Source organism: Kribbella sp. NPDC051586 (genome assembly GCF_044453965.1).
In the GTDB taxonomy this organism is placed as follows: domain Bacteria; phylum Actinomycetota; class Actinomycetes; order Propionibacteriales; family Kribbellaceae; genus Kribbella.
The window spans coordinates 1,007,227-1,021,741 of the sequence record NZ_JBITDF010000003.1 but is presented as its reverse complement, the minus strand read 5'-3'; the positions used below and the strand labels follow the sequence as shown (position 1 = coordinate 1,021,741).

The following is a 14,515-nucleotide window of genomic DNA, read 5'->3' as shown; positions in this document are numbered from 1 at the left end:
ACCATCCTCTCTCACCCCGCCGAGGCAGGCATCCCGAGGTCGGTCAGACCAGTGTGATCGAGTCTCCGGAGACGGTGATCTGTTTCGGTGGCAGCGGCCGCGGGGCGGGTCCGGCCACGACCGAGCCGTCCTTCACCGAGTACTTGCTGCCGTGGCACGGGCAGTCGATGGTGCCGTTGGCAACAGTCGTGACCTGGCAGCCCTGGTGGGTGCAGGTCGTGCTGAACGCCTTGAACGTGCCCTTGACCGGTTGCGTGACGACGACCTGGTTGTCGTCGAAGATCTTGCCCTCCCCGACCGGGATCTCCTCGGTCGTCCCGAGGACGGCGTTCGCCGGCGCCGTCTGCGCCGGCGGGTTCGAGGGTTCGCCGTACTTCGCGCAGCCGGCGGCGGTCGCTCCGAGTACGACGGCGAGGACTGCGCGGCGGCCTGCTTGCTCCGTCATCGGATCACTCCGAACGTGGTGAAGAACCACAGCGCCGAGGTCAGCCAAAGGCCGATCAGCGCGGTGAACAGGGCTCCGCCGACGACGGGCAGGAGCCACTTGGGGGTGTCGGTCCGGCTGAGGGTGAGCATCTTCGCGACGAACGCGCCGTAGAAGAAGCAGCCGAGTAGCGAGTGGATCAGCACGCGCGGTTCGCCGTACTGGAAGCCGAGTGCATAGAGACAGTGCGCGACCACGGGCAGCGTGACCGCGACGGCGGCGCGGCCGGACCAGCGGTGGAGCGGTGCGACCTGGGGGCGGCCGTGGTACAGGGCGTAGGCGCTGGCGACCTGCACCAGGCCCAGTACAGCGGCGAGTGTGGCAAGCCAGGTCTTGACGGATTGGAAGCTGGAGAACCCGGCGATGTTGATCGCGACGCCGGCGGGATCGTGGACGCGGCCGTAGACGCCGAGTGCGACGGCCGCCGCGGCGCCGACCGACAGCGGGACCGCGATCGTGGTCGCCTTCTGAACCTGTGCGGTGCTCATCAGAACGTCTCATCTCCGACGACTGCCTGCGCCGTCACGGGTACGCCGTCCACGGTCGCAGCGCGCGTGGTGGTGTCGAGCGGCGGCGCGGGCGCGGGCGTCCCGTCGTTGTCGATGCCGACCTGCTTGCCGTCAGGCAGAACGATCCAGCCGATCGTGCTGGTGTTGTTCCGCGCGCGGTACAGACCGGCCGGCGGGCCGGCCTTGGCGATCGCGAAGCGCAGCGTGCGGCCGCTGAGGGTGAAGGTGCCGATGGCCGCGTTGTTGGTGATGGCGGCGGTCAGCCGTTCGCCGGTCTTCGAGCGCAGCGCGAGGTGGCCGTCGCGGAACGTGCCGGTCAGCCAGGCCTCGAGGCGCCTGCCGTCGCAGACGTACGCCGCGGCTCGTTCACCCTTGGTCGCTATCGCCAGCGAGGCCTCAAGCCCGTTCGTCCGACCGGCGTACACCGCTGTGACCTGGGCGGACGGTTTGGACGGCGGCGTCGTACCGGGTGGCGTTGTCGTCTTGGTGGCCGTCGGCGGGACTGTGCCGGGTGCCGGCGATGTGTCTGACGCTGTCGGCGTCGCTGAGCTGATGACTGCGGCTGGGCTGCCTGCGGGAGTTGGGTTGCCGGTCTGGGTGCTGTTGACCACCAGGAACGTGACCAGCCCGACGGCCGTCGCCGCCAACGTCACCAACGGACTGCGCTGCCCCATCGCCCCACCCCGAGACGAGGATCCCGCCCGCACCCGGCCCGGTCAACGGCTCAGCAGCCTGCGCGGTGCACTCCTTCAGAGCACCTTGAGGCCGTACATCTCCCCCAGCGGATCGGAGATCAGCTCGATCCGGGCGCCGTCAGGGTCGCGGAAGTAGATCGACGTACCGCTCTCCTCCTGGAACTCGACCCCATGCTCGGTCAGGCTCTCCTTCAGCCGCTCCCAGTGCGCCGGCTCGACCGAGATCGCCATGTGATGCAGTCCGCCGAGCACCTCGGCGTACGGCCCGAGGTCGAGCCCGGGGAAGTCGAAGAAGGCCAGCAGGTTCCCGTTCCCGATGTCGAAGAAGAAGTGCGTCGAGCCCTCGTAGTCCCGGTTCCCGACCATCTCGGTCAGCGGGAATCCGAGGACCCCCTGATAGAACTTCACCGTCCGCTCGACGTCCGCACACAGCAACGCTGTGTGATGCAGCCCGCGCGCCGACGACGTCCCGCCGTCCTTCAGGTACGCCGCCCTGATCCGCTCCCGCGCCGCCTCGACCGCACCCAAATCGATCTCCGTCACCGACCCCACCCCTCTCCTTGAACCTGAAACTACCCCGCCCAACACTCCGTCACCACCCGATGTGAATTCCACCCCTGGTCTTTGCTACTGTTCTCCGGTCAGCACCGCCCAACGGTGCAGACCACTCGTCCGGGTGGCGGAATAGGCAGACGCGCTAGCTTGAGGTGCTAGTGCCCTTCGCGGGGCGTGGGGGTTCAAGTCCCCCCTCGGACACGCATGCTAACCACACGCGGAGTTGGACTGATGGAAACATCAGCCACCCGCGTTTTGTGGTTATAGGACACTTCCAGCGCCAAGGCGCCGTACAGTTCGGCCAGATCCGCTCGATCGGCCTGATCCAGCACCGTCTTCATGGCGCCCAACTCTTCGACCATCCCGCGGATAACCGCAGGACTCAACGCTCGGCAGGCTCCAGCGCCTCAACTCCAGCCAGAGCAGCCTTCTTCTCGGCCACGGCCGCGTTGTACTGGTTCGTCAGGGTCTCGGGATCCCAACCAGCCTCCAAGGCCCGTTGCAGTCGGCTCATGCTCGCTTCCGCCGCAGCGATCCGTTCCCGGAAGACTCGCTCGGTCGCCTCCGTAGGATCCTCGACGTCCTGGGCGCCGACGAGGACTGCAACAGTCTCATCAAGATTGTCGGGGCTGAAGAGACCTGCGATCCAACCATTCACGCCGTGGGAGAGCTGATCCTCGCGGACGTAAACGGTGGGCGGATGGCCTAAGGCTGCACTCGATCCCGGGACCAGAGTCCGCGCCGCACACCTGTAGAACACCGCATGCTTACGCCGCGCGCCCTCCATCTTCCGCCCACACGTCGCACAGCAAATCGCGCCTCGGAAGAGGTACGACGCCTTCTGCCCGACCCGCGTCCGCGGCTGGGACGCCCGGGCTGCCATGTCCGCGCCTCGACGGGCACGGATCTCCAACTGAACCCGCGTGAAGACGTCCACCGACACAATCGCGGGGTGCGCCGGCTCGCGGGACCGGACGATCTTCGACTGCGGCGAACGCCGGAATCGCACAACGTGTCCGGCCGCCACATCCTCGGGATCCAGTAACTCCTCGACCTTCCGCCACCGGCCGTAGATGGCGAACCCCGTGTACCGCGGATTCTCGAGGATCGCCTTCACCGTGCTGTGCTGCCAGCCGTCGCCTCTCCGATGCCTGTTCTGCTGAGGCGTGTGAGCCGACGGGCAAGGCACACCTTCAACGTTCAGCGTCTCGGCTATCGACTTCAGCCCCAGCCCACCGAGATAGAGCTCGAAGATTCGCTCGACAACCGCCGCTGCATCCTCGTCGACGGCGAGCACGCGGAGCCGGTAGCCCTCTTGCGCCTTGCGCGGATTCGGATGCGGCCCGGCGTCGACGACCACATACCCGTACGGCGCTCGACCACCCTGGTATCGCCCATCCATCACAACCTGCGCCGCCATCGCAGCCCGAACCCGCCGCTGCACGTGCTGCCGCTCGGACTTCGACAACCCACCCGTGATCGTCATCGCCATGTCGTGCACCGTGTTCTCGGGATCGAACCGCCCACCGAGACTCGGGATCCACAGCGCGACGCCGTACCGATGGAACTTCGGCCACCTCAGACTGAACTGGTTGCTGTACCAACAACGGGTAGCCTCCCCCACGACCAACCCATCCCAGCCACGCTGTGGATTCTTCAACTCCTGCAGCAATCTGCCGGCCTCATCGCGGCGTTCCCAGGGAAGAGATCGAGACTGCCCGATGTCGAAGAACTGCTCTACGATCTCGCCGCCGAGTGGCTCAACGAATCGAGTTGCCTCCCCCATCTGCCATGCCAGCGAGGTCCGCGGATCCTGGTTGTCCTCGGTCGAGCACCGCCCATAGAACGCCAACCGCCCGACTCCGTCCCCACCGACCGGCCCGGCTGCCAGAGCCTCCAAACCCAGCAGCTCGTCCAGCGTCTCCCACTCGTCGCCGCTCAAGATGCCTTCTCCTCCGACTGGCAATCGCCACCGGTCCCGCGCTTCGACCGTGCCAGTCGAAGAACGATCCGGCGCAACACACGAGCAGCCTGTGGATAGAGCACCGGCGACCTGCCCGGCAGCCTCAACCCAATCTGCGGATCCTCACCTACGCCGTCCACATCTGGCTTCTCCATGCCTGCTCAACGCATGAACTACGCACAGTAAGCAAAGCTTCTCAACGCTACTCGACGTCTTCGGCCCCAGGATGAGTCCGGCGGAGCATGGCCGTCAGGACCGGGCCGTCCACCGACGGCTGCTGCGTGCTGATCGGGTCGTAACCCCACGACTCGTACAGCGCCTTGACCTTCCCGTCGCCGTTTAGGGCGTTGACCAGCAACGACACCTGTTCCTCGGGGCGATCGCGGAGAAGTTCGTCATGGATCAGCAGAGCGATCCCCTGACCCCGCCAGGGCTTGCGCAGCATGATCTCTTTCACCGCGACCGTCGACGTTTCGGTGCATCCGTCGGGAAGCGGGGGCGTCATCCGGCGCCACCAGCGGTCGTCGGGCGTGAGCGTGTTCGCGTACGCGAACCCCACCGGCATGTCCGCGTCGTAGCCGATGACAACCTCCCAGCCGGGATCCGATCCGTGCCGGGCGAGCTGTTCTCCGAATCGCTCAACCGAGTAGTTCGGAAGGTGAAGTTGATCCGCACGTACGTCGGCGTACACCTCGATCAACGTGCTCCACACGTCGTCGATCACGGTCGAGTGGCGCAGCCCAATGCCGTCAGGGGTCACAGAAGCTTCCTCAGTGAGTCGTGTGCGTAATGATCCCAGGCGGTTGCCGGGTCGCTGGATGGTGCAGCGATCTGCAGTGTGCTGCCGAAGTCTTGAAGCATCGAATTGATCCGCGGATGCAGACCGGTCGGCTCGACCGGGATCGACATCGCAGTAGCAACCGCCTCCTCCAGATCGCCTTGACCGAGCTGAGCCTTCGCCAGTCGCGCGGTCGTTATAGATCGTGTACGCCGCATGCCGGGCCGAAGAAGCGCGAGGCTCCGATGAGCATGGCCCTCAGCCACCTCGTAGTCGCCGAGCGCCAAGTAGCCGGCCAGAGCCAGATTCTCCAACTCTGCCTGGTCGTAAAAGGCGTTAAGCCACAGCGGCCGCTCGTCGTTAGGTCGAGATCTGCCTAAGGCGTCCTCGGCATGCGCGACCGCCTGGCGTACGGCGCGGTGATCGCCAGTTTGCCCCAGGATCGCCGCGTGTCTTGCATGGCCAAGAGACGCGAACATCGGATCTCGTCTCGCGATCGGCAACCGGCGCGCGACGTCGTTGGCGGCCAACGCGTCGACGGGCCTGGCCATGTGGCGATAAAGGCTCCCCGCGTGGGACCAGATCCTGAATTGGATCGCCGGATCACCTGACATCGTGGCCAGGCCTGCTGCGCGATCGAAGTGTCGTTGGGCGGTGTCGAACCGGCGTCCGTCGATGGCCGCCCACATGGCGCTCGAGGTGAATGACGCTGCGCAGCTGTAGAGCGCGCTTCGGACGCGCTGACTCGCAGTCCCCCGCGCCTGGAGAGCCAGAGCTTCGCCCGCGAGCGCGGACGCCTGGGTCTCGATGGTGAGCTTTCCGCCGTACTGATGATCGCTCGCGACGATCAACGCGAATTTGGAGAGCAGCCGCTCGACGTCACCAGCACCGACTCGGGACTGACCAGCGCGCTGCGTCGACGCCCCAGCGGCGACCATGACTGTTGCCGCGGATGTACCGATGAACCGCCGTCGCGGGACAGGCGCAGGCTCGGCCGGAGTGACGAAGCCGAGATCCGTGATTGGACAGCCAAAGACTGCGGAGAGCGCATCGCGCTGGCGGTGATGCGGCCAGCGAGTCTTCCCGGTCAGCCAGTTCCGCACCGTTCGATCGCTGACGGTGCCCCCGTAGCCGGCGCGCCGGAGATCGGCGTTGACCGCTTCGGCCAACTCGGCCTGGGTCATGCCGACCTCGGCCATGCGCGTCTTCAGGGCCCGGTTTCCCTCCACAGCCCAACGATATGTACGGCGAGTCACCGGCCGACAGCGTTCTACCCGGAAATTTCCGGTTCATGTCCGTCGACAGGTAGCGACGATTTCCTTACTTTCCGCAGTCATCGCGCCTTCGATAGAGACCAGGGACCTCGAAGGGAACTCGAATGGACGTCGACGCAGACCTCGACCGCTCGACCGTGAGCATCGCGTGCCCACGCCGGTTCGTACTACGTCGCGTCGTCGACGTCAGCGGAGTCAGCGGCACTGGCGACGTTGCTGAGGGAGTCGAGTGGTCGGACGGGACCGTGGCGCTGCGGTGGCGCGGAAAGTGGGCCACCACAGTCGTCTGGGACTACGGCCTCGACGCTCTCCTCGCAGTACACGGCCACAACGGTTACACCGTCGTGCGGTGGCTCGACACTGGCTGCCCGGCCTGAGCGACGCGTCAGTTCGATGACCGAGCGGGAACTCTGGCGCGTGCAGCTGTGGCTGGGCGATTACCTGATCGAGGAACACATCGCCCCGACTGCACTCGCAGAGCAGTACGCGCACGTCATCAACCTTCGGATCCACGGCCTGCCTGGCCGACACCTGCGGTGTCAGCGAATCGCCGACGCCGCAGCCCAGAAGCCGGCCGGCGCGGGACGAGATAGCGAGTCCGTCCTGGGCCGGCCGTTCCAAACCCCTACTGGCAATGGAGATAGACCATGAGCAACGAGATGACCGCAGTCCCCTTCGGTGTCCGCCACCTGGCATCTGGGCCGGACCAGGCACCGATGGAACTGCCGATGACCTACAGCGCCAACCTTCAGCTCAACGTGTCCACCACAGGCAACCCCTACCACGCCATCGCCGCAGCGCTGCCGGAGACCAACACCGAAACTCCGATCCCCGACGGCCAGCGCCCCGGATCGGACAACTCCACCGACAACTACTGACGATGGGCACCATCCTGGTGCTGACAGGCCGCGACGACCTCACCGCAGACGCTGTCATCGACGAGCTGACACGTCGCAAGGCGCCGATCGTCCGATACGACACCTCCGACTTCCCGCAGGCGTCTCGTGTCGCTGCCACTCTCGGGACTCAAGGCTGGGAGGGGCAGCTGACCGCTGAACAGTCGATCGACCTCCAGACGATCAGCGCCGTGTGGTGGCGACGTCCCGCCGAGTTCAACGTGCCGACCGATTGGCCGGACGAGGCACGAGCGTTTGCGGTATCTGAGGCGCGCGTCGGAGTTCTAGGCGTACTGGTGTCGCTTCCGGTGCGATGGATCAATCATCCGGCAAAGGACTCGGCGGCCAACTACAAGCCGGTTCAACTTGCCGTGGCGGCCCGGGCAGGTCTCGACGTACCGCGGACGATCATCACCTCGGATCCTGACCGTGCCCGGGAGTTCATCGGAGCCGGGGAGGTCATCTACAAGGGCCTCAGCGGCGGCGTGCTCACCGCAGAACGGCGTCATCGGTACCTGCCGACCACCGTTCTGCGGGCCGCCGAGATCGACGCGAGCCTCACGGGCACAGCGCATCTGTTTCAGGAGCGGGTGCCCAAGCAGTGCGAGGTGCGCCTGACTGTGATCGGGCAACGGATGTTCCCAGTCGCGATCCATGCCGGGAGCACTGCTGCCAAACTGGACTGGCGAACCGACTACCCGTCGCTCACCTACGGCCCGATCGAGCTTCCGGTCGACGTCGAGAAAGGTGTCCGGCTGTTGATGAACGAGCTAGGCCTGTTCTTCGGAGCGCTCGACTTCGCCGTGACCCCGGACGGTCGATGGATGTTCTTCGAAGTGAACCCGAACGGCCAGTGGCACTGGTTGGCCGCTAAGGCCGGCGTCCCGATGGTCGAAGCAATGGCCGATGCCCTCCAAGGAAAGGACGATTGACCCCGTGACCGATTGGACCGACGCCGCTCGCAAGCTCGCCGAAGAGGTCACGGCCACGGCACCGGAGTGGTACGACTCGGTCACCTCCACCCCTCGGCACCAACTGGTGCCGAGGTGGTGGGAGCCGATCCCCGACAGCTATCCGTTCGCCTGGGGACTCCGCACGCCGCGGCCGGATCACCCATGGGCCGAGGTCTACGCCGACGAGACGCTCGTGACCCGCGTCGGCTCACTCCACGCGGACAGCGCCGACCTCTGCGATCGTCCGACGGGTCTCCCGACGTCGTCCTCGACCCTGCCCGGCTTGATCGTGCGCATGCTCCACCTGCTCGACCCCGACGATCAGAGCCAGGTGCTCGACGTAGGCACCGGCTCCGGCTACTCCGCAGCTCTCCTCGCACATCGCCTCGGCAACAACCAAGTCACCAGCATCGACGTAGACCCATACCTCGTCGACATCGCGCGCGAACGCCTCGCCAACTTTGGCCGAGCCCCACAGCTCGAGGTCGCCGACGCGACCGGCTCGCTGCCGGACACCGACTACGACCGCATCATGGCCACTGTCTCCGTCCGCCCTATCCCACAGGCATGGCTTGACGCTCTCCGCCCTGGCGGCAAGATCGTCACCACCATCACCGGCACCTCGCTCCTGATCAACGCCGACAAACACCCAGACGGAGTAGTCCGCGGCCGCGTCCAACCAGACCCAGCCACCTTCATGCGCACCCGCCACGAAACCGACTACCCAGCCCGCCTCGACCACGTCTACAACACCGCCCGCGACCAACCAGGCGACGAGACCCGCCAACTGACCGACCCAGTACCCGATCTCTGGGACGACTGGCAACTACGTTGCTTGTACGAACTTGACACCCCCGACATCGAGAACCGCTCTGCAACCCGCGACGACGGCAGCCAACTCCTATGGCTCCTAGCAACCGACGGCTCCTGGGCACGAGCCGACAGCCAAACCAGCACCGTCCACCAATGCGGCCCACGCCGCCTCTGGAACGACCTGGAACGCGTCCAAGCCAAATGGACGGCCGCCGGCCACTTCCCCCTCCACACCATGACCGTCGAACTCGCCGCCGACCGCAGCGCTCTCATCAGCCCAGACGGCAGCTGGACGCTCGAACTCTGACCAGCCGCGGACCACACCGCCGACACGGTCCTGCCCGCAACTGAAGCATCAAGATCAAGCCCGGCACACTTCTTGCACTCGAGGCGTTTCTGTCGCCGAAACGACTAGGTGCGATCTGGCGACGGTGTGAGATGAGGCCGGTTTCTGAGATCCCTGTTGCTCAGCGGGGAGCCGTTTGTCGCCGTGCGGATGTGACGCTATCGGACTTCGTCCCGATCGGGAACCGCGATCCTTTGCTGGGTTGAGGTCTGCACAGCGGCTCGCATCTGATGCGATGATCCCGCATCCAATGCGGGCAGGCGGAGAGTGGTTTCAGTGGACGATCGCGGTGAGATCCCGGGCGCAGCTGGCTTGGGTCTGGTCGATGGCGTATCGCTGTTTCGCCCTGAGGAGCAGGTGTTCGAGGCGACGCTGGAGGGCTTCGCGAATCAGCAGCTCGCCCGGAATCTGGCCTACTCGACGGTGAAGGCCCGGGAGCATCAGGTGCGTGCCTTCGCCGGTCGTGCGGAGGCATTTCCGTGGCGCTGGTCGGCGAATCTGGTCGATGAGTGGTTCAGTGATCAGCGTGCTGTGCGGCACGTCGCCCGCTCGACCGTGCGCAGCTACCAGGTCGCGATCCGCGGCTTCTGCAGTTACCTGACCGACCCTGCCTACGGGTGGGCGGCCGAGTACGAGCGACGGTTCGGGACGCACCCGATCCAGGTGATTCACGAGGTCAACGCGGCCGCGCACGTGGCCGATTCCGAGGCCGAACCGGCACGGCGGGCGTTCACTCGGGCGGAGTTGCAGGCGCTGTTCGACCACGCCGACGATGAGGTCGCCCGCCAACGCGCGCTAGGCCACAAGCGCTGGCTGCCAACATTCCGGGACGCGACAATTCTCAAGATCGCCTACGGCGCTACTCATCCTGCTCTACGCCCCAACCGCCCCCGCGGATCGTCCGTCTCACCCTCGCCGACATCACCCACGACGGCGACCAGCTCCTGATCCGGCTCGGCGACCCGCCCGTCCCCGTCCCTTCGCCGAACACATCACCACCTACATCGCCAGTCGGCCCAATCTCGTCACCGCCACCAACCCAGGAAGCCAACTGTTGTTCCCCGGCCGCCGCGCCGGCCAACCCATCCACCCCACCAGCGTCCGGCTCCGCCTGCACAACCTCGGCATCCCCAACCTCAACGCCAGAACCCGAGCCATCCGAGAACTGTTGCTCCAGGCACCAGCACCGTCGTGGCAACCATGCTCAACTACACACCCCACAGCGCAGAACGCATCGCCGCACAAGCCGGCAACACCTGGAAGACCTACGCCGCCGGCGACCACACCCGACGCCCCAGGCCACCACGGCGGCCCTGACAACGACCACCACCAACGCCAAACGATGAGCACCGATGATTGGCGACAGTCGAATAGGACTCGCCACCGGTCTTCAGCCAGCTGCAACGAGTACTTCGCCTGTACGGCTGCCCGGGCGTTGAGCATTTATGGACGACCTTCGAACTCCGTTCGGGCACGATTTCGTCGAGCGCCAACACGTCTGCGAGTACTGCGGCGACACCTACATCGCAGCCAGATCCGACCAGCGGTTCTGCTCAGATCGGTGCCGACTCCGCCACTGGCGAGGCCACAAACGGGCACGCTCATCAGACGCAATCGAGGCCGAACACGTCACGGTGCTTCTCAACGAAATCGACCGATTGCGGCACCTGGTCAGCGAGCTTCAGCGCGCCAACGCCGCCCTCCGCGAGACCCTGGTCACCCACAGACTCGCCTTGTGTCCGCTCGGAACTTGTACCGGACATGGGACCCGATGTAGGAGAACCGACCCTGCGGGCTTGCACTTCATGGACCGAGCCGTCATGGCTCAAGCCCGGCCGTCCCCGAGGAAGACACGACGACAGGAAGCGCGAAGTTGACCTCGATGACATAGCGTAATGGCGTTCACGTTCGCACAAGGGGACGGTGCGGAATGGCTGATGTTCTCTGGGAGCTGCAACCGGCGACCGCCAAGCATCGCTTGTACAGGCGCTATCTCGACGCCTGGTGGCCGATCATGCTGCAACCCACAGCACGCGGATATCGTCGCCCTCGCGTCACCTATCTTGACGCGTTCGCCGGTCCCGGTCGGTACCTCCACGGTGAAGCAGGATCGCCGGTATTTGTACTCGACCGGCTCCTGCACCATCAGGCAGCTGCGAGGATGGATCTTAGACGCGAGCGCGTCTACCTGATTTTCATCGAGAAGGACCCCGGTCGATTCGAGCATCTCCGGCGTGAGTTGACCGCGCGGTTCGGCGATCTGGACGCCCTCCCAGTATCGGTCGTTCTGCGACGCGGCGAAGCAGCGAACCTGACGCTTCCGCTCCTGGACGAGACCCGTGCCTGGGACAATCCGATCCTTGCCGTCTTCGACAGTTGGGGCAACGTCAACGTCCCACTCACACCGGTGATGACGCGCATCGCTCATAACCCGTCCAGCGAGGCGATCGTTACCTTCGGGCCAAATTGGTTCAACCGACGCGAGTCGGAAGACCCAGACCAGTTCGATGCCGTGTTCGGCGGACGTCGATTCTGGCAGGGCGCCGACCAGGGAAACACCTCGAGCGACCGGTGGCGGACGTGGCTGGACCTCTACCGCTCCGCATTGCGCAGAGCGGGATTCACGTTCCAGCTGCAGTTCAAGGTCGTTCCGAGCACCGGTCAGCCGTTGTACCTGGTGTTCGGCAGCAAGCACCGCAGCGGCGTCGAGGCGATGAAGGACGCCATGTGGTTGGTAGACGGTGCCGGCGGTATGCGGTTCGAAGATCCGCGAGTGCAAGGCGCACCGATCATGGGTCAGCTCGACCTCTTCGCGTCTTCAGGTGTCCTCGATGAGGAGCTCGTCGAGTTGGTTCACCAACACTTGGTCGAGAAGCCACTCACCACAATCGACGAAGTCGGCAAGTGGCTCCTTCTGGAGACATCGCGGTGGCGCAACAAGGACGCCAAAGCAGCGGTACAACACCTCCGCGATGAAGGTCAGGTCATAGTTCAGCCATCGGGACGGATCACGAAGATGAGCACGATCCGGCTCCGAGGGGCCTAATCAGACGATCGCTGGAATGCGTCGTGGAGGCATCCCATCCCACGTTCGACCATCGAGGTCGCGCCCGCCGGCCTTCGGCGTCCGCCCACCCCACTGCTTGAAGAAGAACGGCACGTCCTGCTCGACACACCGATCGCGAATCGCCAGTACCCAACTCGGCTCGATGGGTCTAGCCCGAGGACCTGACTCGCCGCCGACAATCACCCACCCGATCCCCTCGAGATCAAGATCAGGCAGTGGGCCCAGTAGCGGTTCCAGTGAAAGGAATCGCACTGCGGCATCAACTCTCCTCAGCTCGTCGGCGCGGTGCACGGTGTCCACCGACTCGACCGAGGTACCCAGCCACACGTTGTCCGGCCAATCGATTCGGTCCGACAACAGACGAAGTCGACGAGCTCGCTTAGTCAGGACCTGATACGTGTGCTGCGGCGTATCCCGCATTGTCTCAACAACCTGCTGCACGAAACTAAGCGGAACTCTCGCGTGGAACAGGTCCGACATCGAGTTCACGAACACAGTCCGCGGCTGTCGCCAGTGGCGCGGCACATCCAGCGAGTCAGGATGAACCGTCAAACCAAACCCCGGCCCGCTCGTCCGAGCATCACCGTCGTTCTGGTACTTGGCCGACCCCATCGCCTTCAGCCGCTTCGCCAGCGTCAGGGCATAGCAATGGTCGCAACCGGCCGAGATCCGGTCACAGCCGGTCGACGGATTCCAGGTCGCCTCGGTCCACTCAATGCCCGAACGATCGCTCAACTGTCCTCCCTAGCTTCACCCTACTGAACGCACGATTCACGGCTTTGTCACGTCGCCGGGCTGCGCGTCGACAGTGCGCCGCGGCAGGTCCCGCGGTAGGTGTGACCGCCCAGAGGTCGCATTCAGAGTCGTCCGATCATCGCGGTCACCGTCGCGGCCATGTCATCGAAACCTGGACTACGCACCGCGCGTTCGATCGCCGGCCGCGCGGTCGGGATTTGTGACAGAAGACAGAGGACGATCAGCCAGTAGACGGAGTCCGCCATCTGCCGGTAATGATCGACATTAGCCGCCGGACGCTGGCTGCGATTGTGAGCATGTTCGTGCCGCTCCTCCTTCAGGAACTCGCTCCACATGTCGACGTCGCCGACCGCGGCCTCGAACCGTGGACCCGCGAGCTGAGCAAGTTGCACCAGCCGAGCCTTGAGCGTCTCCTTGGAGTTGTTCGTCAGGTCGCGGTGCAGGCCTTCGGCCGCAGCGACCGCGTTGAGAAGCCGCTCCTCGGAGTACATTCCGGTCGGCCGACGGACAGCCATGATTCGCGCCAGCGTGCTCCGGTGTTCCGCGGCCAACGCGAGCCACGACCTCAGCCCTGGTCCATTGCCGATGTCGGCGTAGCTGAAGGCAACATCCGTCGGAGGCGCCTCATACGCACCATCCTTGACGATCCATCGCCCGAAGTGCCCGATCTCGACGCGCTCCGACTGCGGATCATCCGCGTCCTCAACTGCATCGGGATGGCTGAACACGACCTTGGTGTAAGCGCTCGGCCGGTCGATGCCCATCGACACGAGGTCTTGCAGGTCACTCGCGATATCGAGCAACTCCGGCTTCGGCACCAACGTGCTCAGCTCGATGCGTATGCCGAACGACTGCCACAACGTGAGCTCACGCGGCAGGCGGTTTCGCTGCCCGAGATTGTGCATGATGTCCAGCTCGCCGAAGTCCGTCGCCACCGCGTCACGGCGGAGCCACCTCTGCTCGATCTGCATGACCAGCGTTCCGTCGACGGACTGCATTCCGTCGGCGGAGATCCCGCTTCTTCCTAGCCAGGACGCGAGATCCTCAAGCTCGAACATCATCCGGTCGAAGGCGATCTCCTCGTCCGCAGAGAAGTGCACATTGGTAAAGACCTCGCCGACGCTCCAGGTGGACACCCCGAAGCCGGGTGGTCCGATGACTGAGCCCTTGCGGCTTTTCTCGAAGCATCGCTCAAGCGTGTAGAACGTCTCCTGCGACTCCCCCAAGAGCCTCACATAACCCGACGGACATCCCGCCAGGCCGAGGACGCCATCCAGACGAAGACGTCCGCGCGTGGCCGGGTCGAAGGTCAACGCACCATGAACCTTGTTCCTAGGCTCCGTGGCCAGCCAAAAGCGCCCACATCGTCCAACTTGTCCATCCCACCGATGCTATGGACTCCACCGCCTCTAGGCGCGTTCGACGC

At 65.1% G+C, this 14,515-nt stretch carries 15 protein-coding genes and 1 tRNA gene; 7 read left to right on the top strand and 9 right to left on the bottom strand.

Annotated elements, in window-relative coordinates:
* Positions 1-43: 43 nt before the first annotated feature.
* From ACIA58_RS23540 to ACIA58_RS23525, 4 genes are all read right to left on the bottom strand, one after another.
* The gene (locus ACIA58_RS23540) at positions 44-445 is read right to left on the bottom strand and encodes a ubiquinol-cytochrome c reductase iron-sulfur subunit (protein WP_396405900.1); all 402 of its coding nucleotides are present in this window, start codon (positions 443-445) and stop codon (positions 44-46) included.
* Positions 442-972, bottom strand: a complete 531-nt coding sequence (locus ACIA58_RS23535; RefSeq protein ID WP_396405899.1) for a DUF6529 family protein — start codon at positions 970-972, stop codon at positions 442-444. Before ACIA58_RS23535 ends, ACIA58_RS23540 begins: the two co-directional genes overlap by 4 nt.
* Positions 972-1,667: a hypothetical protein gene (locus ACIA58_RS23530; protein WP_396405898.1), complete on the bottom strand. Its 696-nt coding sequence runs from the start codon at positions 1,665-1,667 to the stop codon at positions 972-974. The genes ACIA58_RS23535 and ACIA58_RS23530 overlap by 1 nt, the downstream gene beginning before the upstream one ends.
* A 75-nt stretch (positions 1,668-1,742) precedes the next feature.
* A complete protein-coding gene (locus ACIA58_RS23525) occupies positions 1,743-2,231 on the bottom strand; it encodes a VOC family protein (RefSeq protein ID WP_396405897.1) in 489 nt (162 codons plus the stop codon).
* A gap of 127 nt (positions 2,232-2,358) precedes the next feature.
* Here ACIA58_RS23525 and ACIA58_RS23520 point away from each other — a divergent pair.
* A tRNA-Leu gene (locus tag ACIA58_RS23520) sits at positions 2,359-2,444 on the top strand.
* Positions 2,445-2,625: 181 nt separating this feature from the next.
* Here ACIA58_RS23520 and ACIA58_RS23515 read toward each other — a convergent pair.
* From ACIA58_RS23515 to ACIA58_RS23505, 3 genes are all read right to left on the bottom strand, one after another.
* Positions 2,626-4,185: a recombinase family protein gene (locus tag ACIA58_RS23515; RefSeq protein ID WP_396405896.1), complete on the bottom strand. Its 1,560-nt coding sequence runs from the start codon at positions 4,183-4,185 to the stop codon at positions 2,626-2,628.
* A gap of 223 nt (positions 4,186-4,408) precedes the next feature.
* A complete protein-coding gene (locus ACIA58_RS23510) occupies positions 4,409-4,966 on the bottom strand; it encodes a hypothetical protein (RefSeq protein WP_396405895.1) in 558 nt (185 codons plus the stop codon).
* Positions 4,963-6,213 (bottom strand): helix-turn-helix transcriptional regulator, encoded by a 1,251-nt coding sequence (locus ACIA58_RS23505; RefSeq protein WP_396405894.1) that lies wholly within the window; start codon positions 6,211-6,213, stop codon positions 4,963-4,965. The genes ACIA58_RS23510 and ACIA58_RS23505 overlap by 4 nt, the downstream gene beginning before the upstream one ends.
* A 149-nt stretch (positions 6,214-6,362) precedes the next feature.
* On the opposite strand from ACIA58_RS23505, the gene ACIA58_RS23500 reads away from it, so the two are divergent.
* From ACIA58_RS23500 to ACIA58_RS23475, 6 genes are all read left to right on the top strand, one after another.
* Positions 6,363-6,635: a hypothetical protein gene (locus ACIA58_RS23500; protein ID WP_396405893.1), complete on the top strand. Its 273-nt coding sequence runs from the start codon at positions 6,363-6,365 to the stop codon at positions 6,633-6,635.
* Between the two features lie 270 nt (positions 6,636-6,905).
* Positions 6,906-7,136 carry a putative ATP-grasp-modified RiPP gene (gene tgmA, locus ACIA58_RS23495; RefSeq protein ID WP_396405892.1) on the top strand — a complete coding sequence of 77 codons (231 nt, stop codon included), beginning with the start codon at positions 6,906-6,908 and terminating at the stop codon, positions 7,134-7,136.
* Between the two features lie 2 nt (positions 7,137-7,138).
* The gene (gene tgmB / locus ACIA58_RS23490) at positions 7,139-8,086 is read left to right on the top strand and encodes an ATP-grasp ribosomal peptide maturase (RefSeq protein WP_396405891.1); all 948 of its coding nucleotides are present in this window, start codon (positions 7,139-7,141) and stop codon (positions 8,084-8,086) included.
* Positions 8,087-8,090: 4 nt separating this feature from the next.
* Positions 8,091-9,227 (top strand): methyltransferase domain-containing protein, encoded by a 1,137-nt coding sequence (locus tag ACIA58_RS23485; protein WP_396405890.1) that lies wholly within the window; start codon positions 8,091-8,093, stop codon positions 9,225-9,227.
* 315 nt (positions 9,228-9,542) lie between these two features.
* Entirely contained in the window at positions 9,543-10,214 is a 672-nt protein-coding gene (locus ACIA58_RS23480; protein WP_396405889.1) for a hypothetical protein, read from the top strand.
* 982 nt (positions 10,215-11,196) lie between these two features.
* Positions 11,197-12,312: a three-Cys-motif partner protein TcmP gene (locus ACIA58_RS23475; RefSeq protein ID WP_396405888.1), complete on the top strand. Its 1,116-nt coding sequence runs from the start codon at positions 11,197-11,199 to the stop codon at positions 12,310-12,312.
* Here the strand turns inward: ACIA58_RS23475 and ACIA58_RS23470 are convergent, their stop codons facing one another.
* Together ACIA58_RS23470 and ACIA58_RS23465 are read right to left on the bottom strand one after the other, a co-directional pair.
* A complete protein-coding gene (locus ACIA58_RS23470) occupies positions 12,313-13,068 on the bottom strand; it encodes a DUF5131 family protein (RefSeq protein WP_396405887.1) in 756 nt (251 codons plus the stop codon).
* 122 nt (positions 13,069-13,190) lie between these two features.
* Positions 13,191-14,438: a hypothetical protein gene (locus tag ACIA58_RS23465; protein WP_396406505.1), complete on the bottom strand. Its 1,248-nt coding sequence runs from the start codon at positions 14,436-14,438 to the stop codon at positions 13,191-13,193.
* Between the last annotated feature and the right edge of the window lie 77 nt (positions 14,439-14,515).

Bases quoted from the DNA above. Each gene is read 5' to 3' on its own strand.
- tgmB (WP_396405891.1), top strand. From the start codon at position 7,139: ATGGGCACCATCCTGGTGCTGACAGGCCGCGACGACCTCACCGCAGAC.
- ACIA58_RS23530 (WP_396405898.1), bottom strand. From the start codon at position 1,667: ATGGGGCAGCGCAGTCCGTTGGTGACGTTGGCGGCGACGGCCGTCGGG.
- tgmA (WP_396405892.1), top strand. From the start codon at position 6,906: ATGAGCAACGAGATGACCGCAGTCCCCTTCGGTGTCCGCCACCTGGCA.
- ACIA58_RS23475 (WP_396405888.1), top strand. From the start codon at position 11,197: ATGGCTGATGTTCTCTGGGAGCTGCAACCGGCGACCGCCAAGCATCGC.
- ACIA58_RS23500 (WP_396405893.1), top strand. From the start codon at position 6,363: ATGGACGTCGACGCAGACCTCGACCGCTCGACCGTGAGCATCGCGTGC.
- ACIA58_RS23535 (WP_396405899.1), bottom strand. From the start codon at position 972: ATGAGCACCGCACAGGTTCAGAAGGCGACCACGATCGCGGTCCCGCTG.
- ACIA58_RS23540 (WP_396405900.1), bottom strand. From the start codon at position 445: ATGACGGAGCAAGCAGGCCGCCGCGCAGTCCTCGCCGTCGTACTCGGA.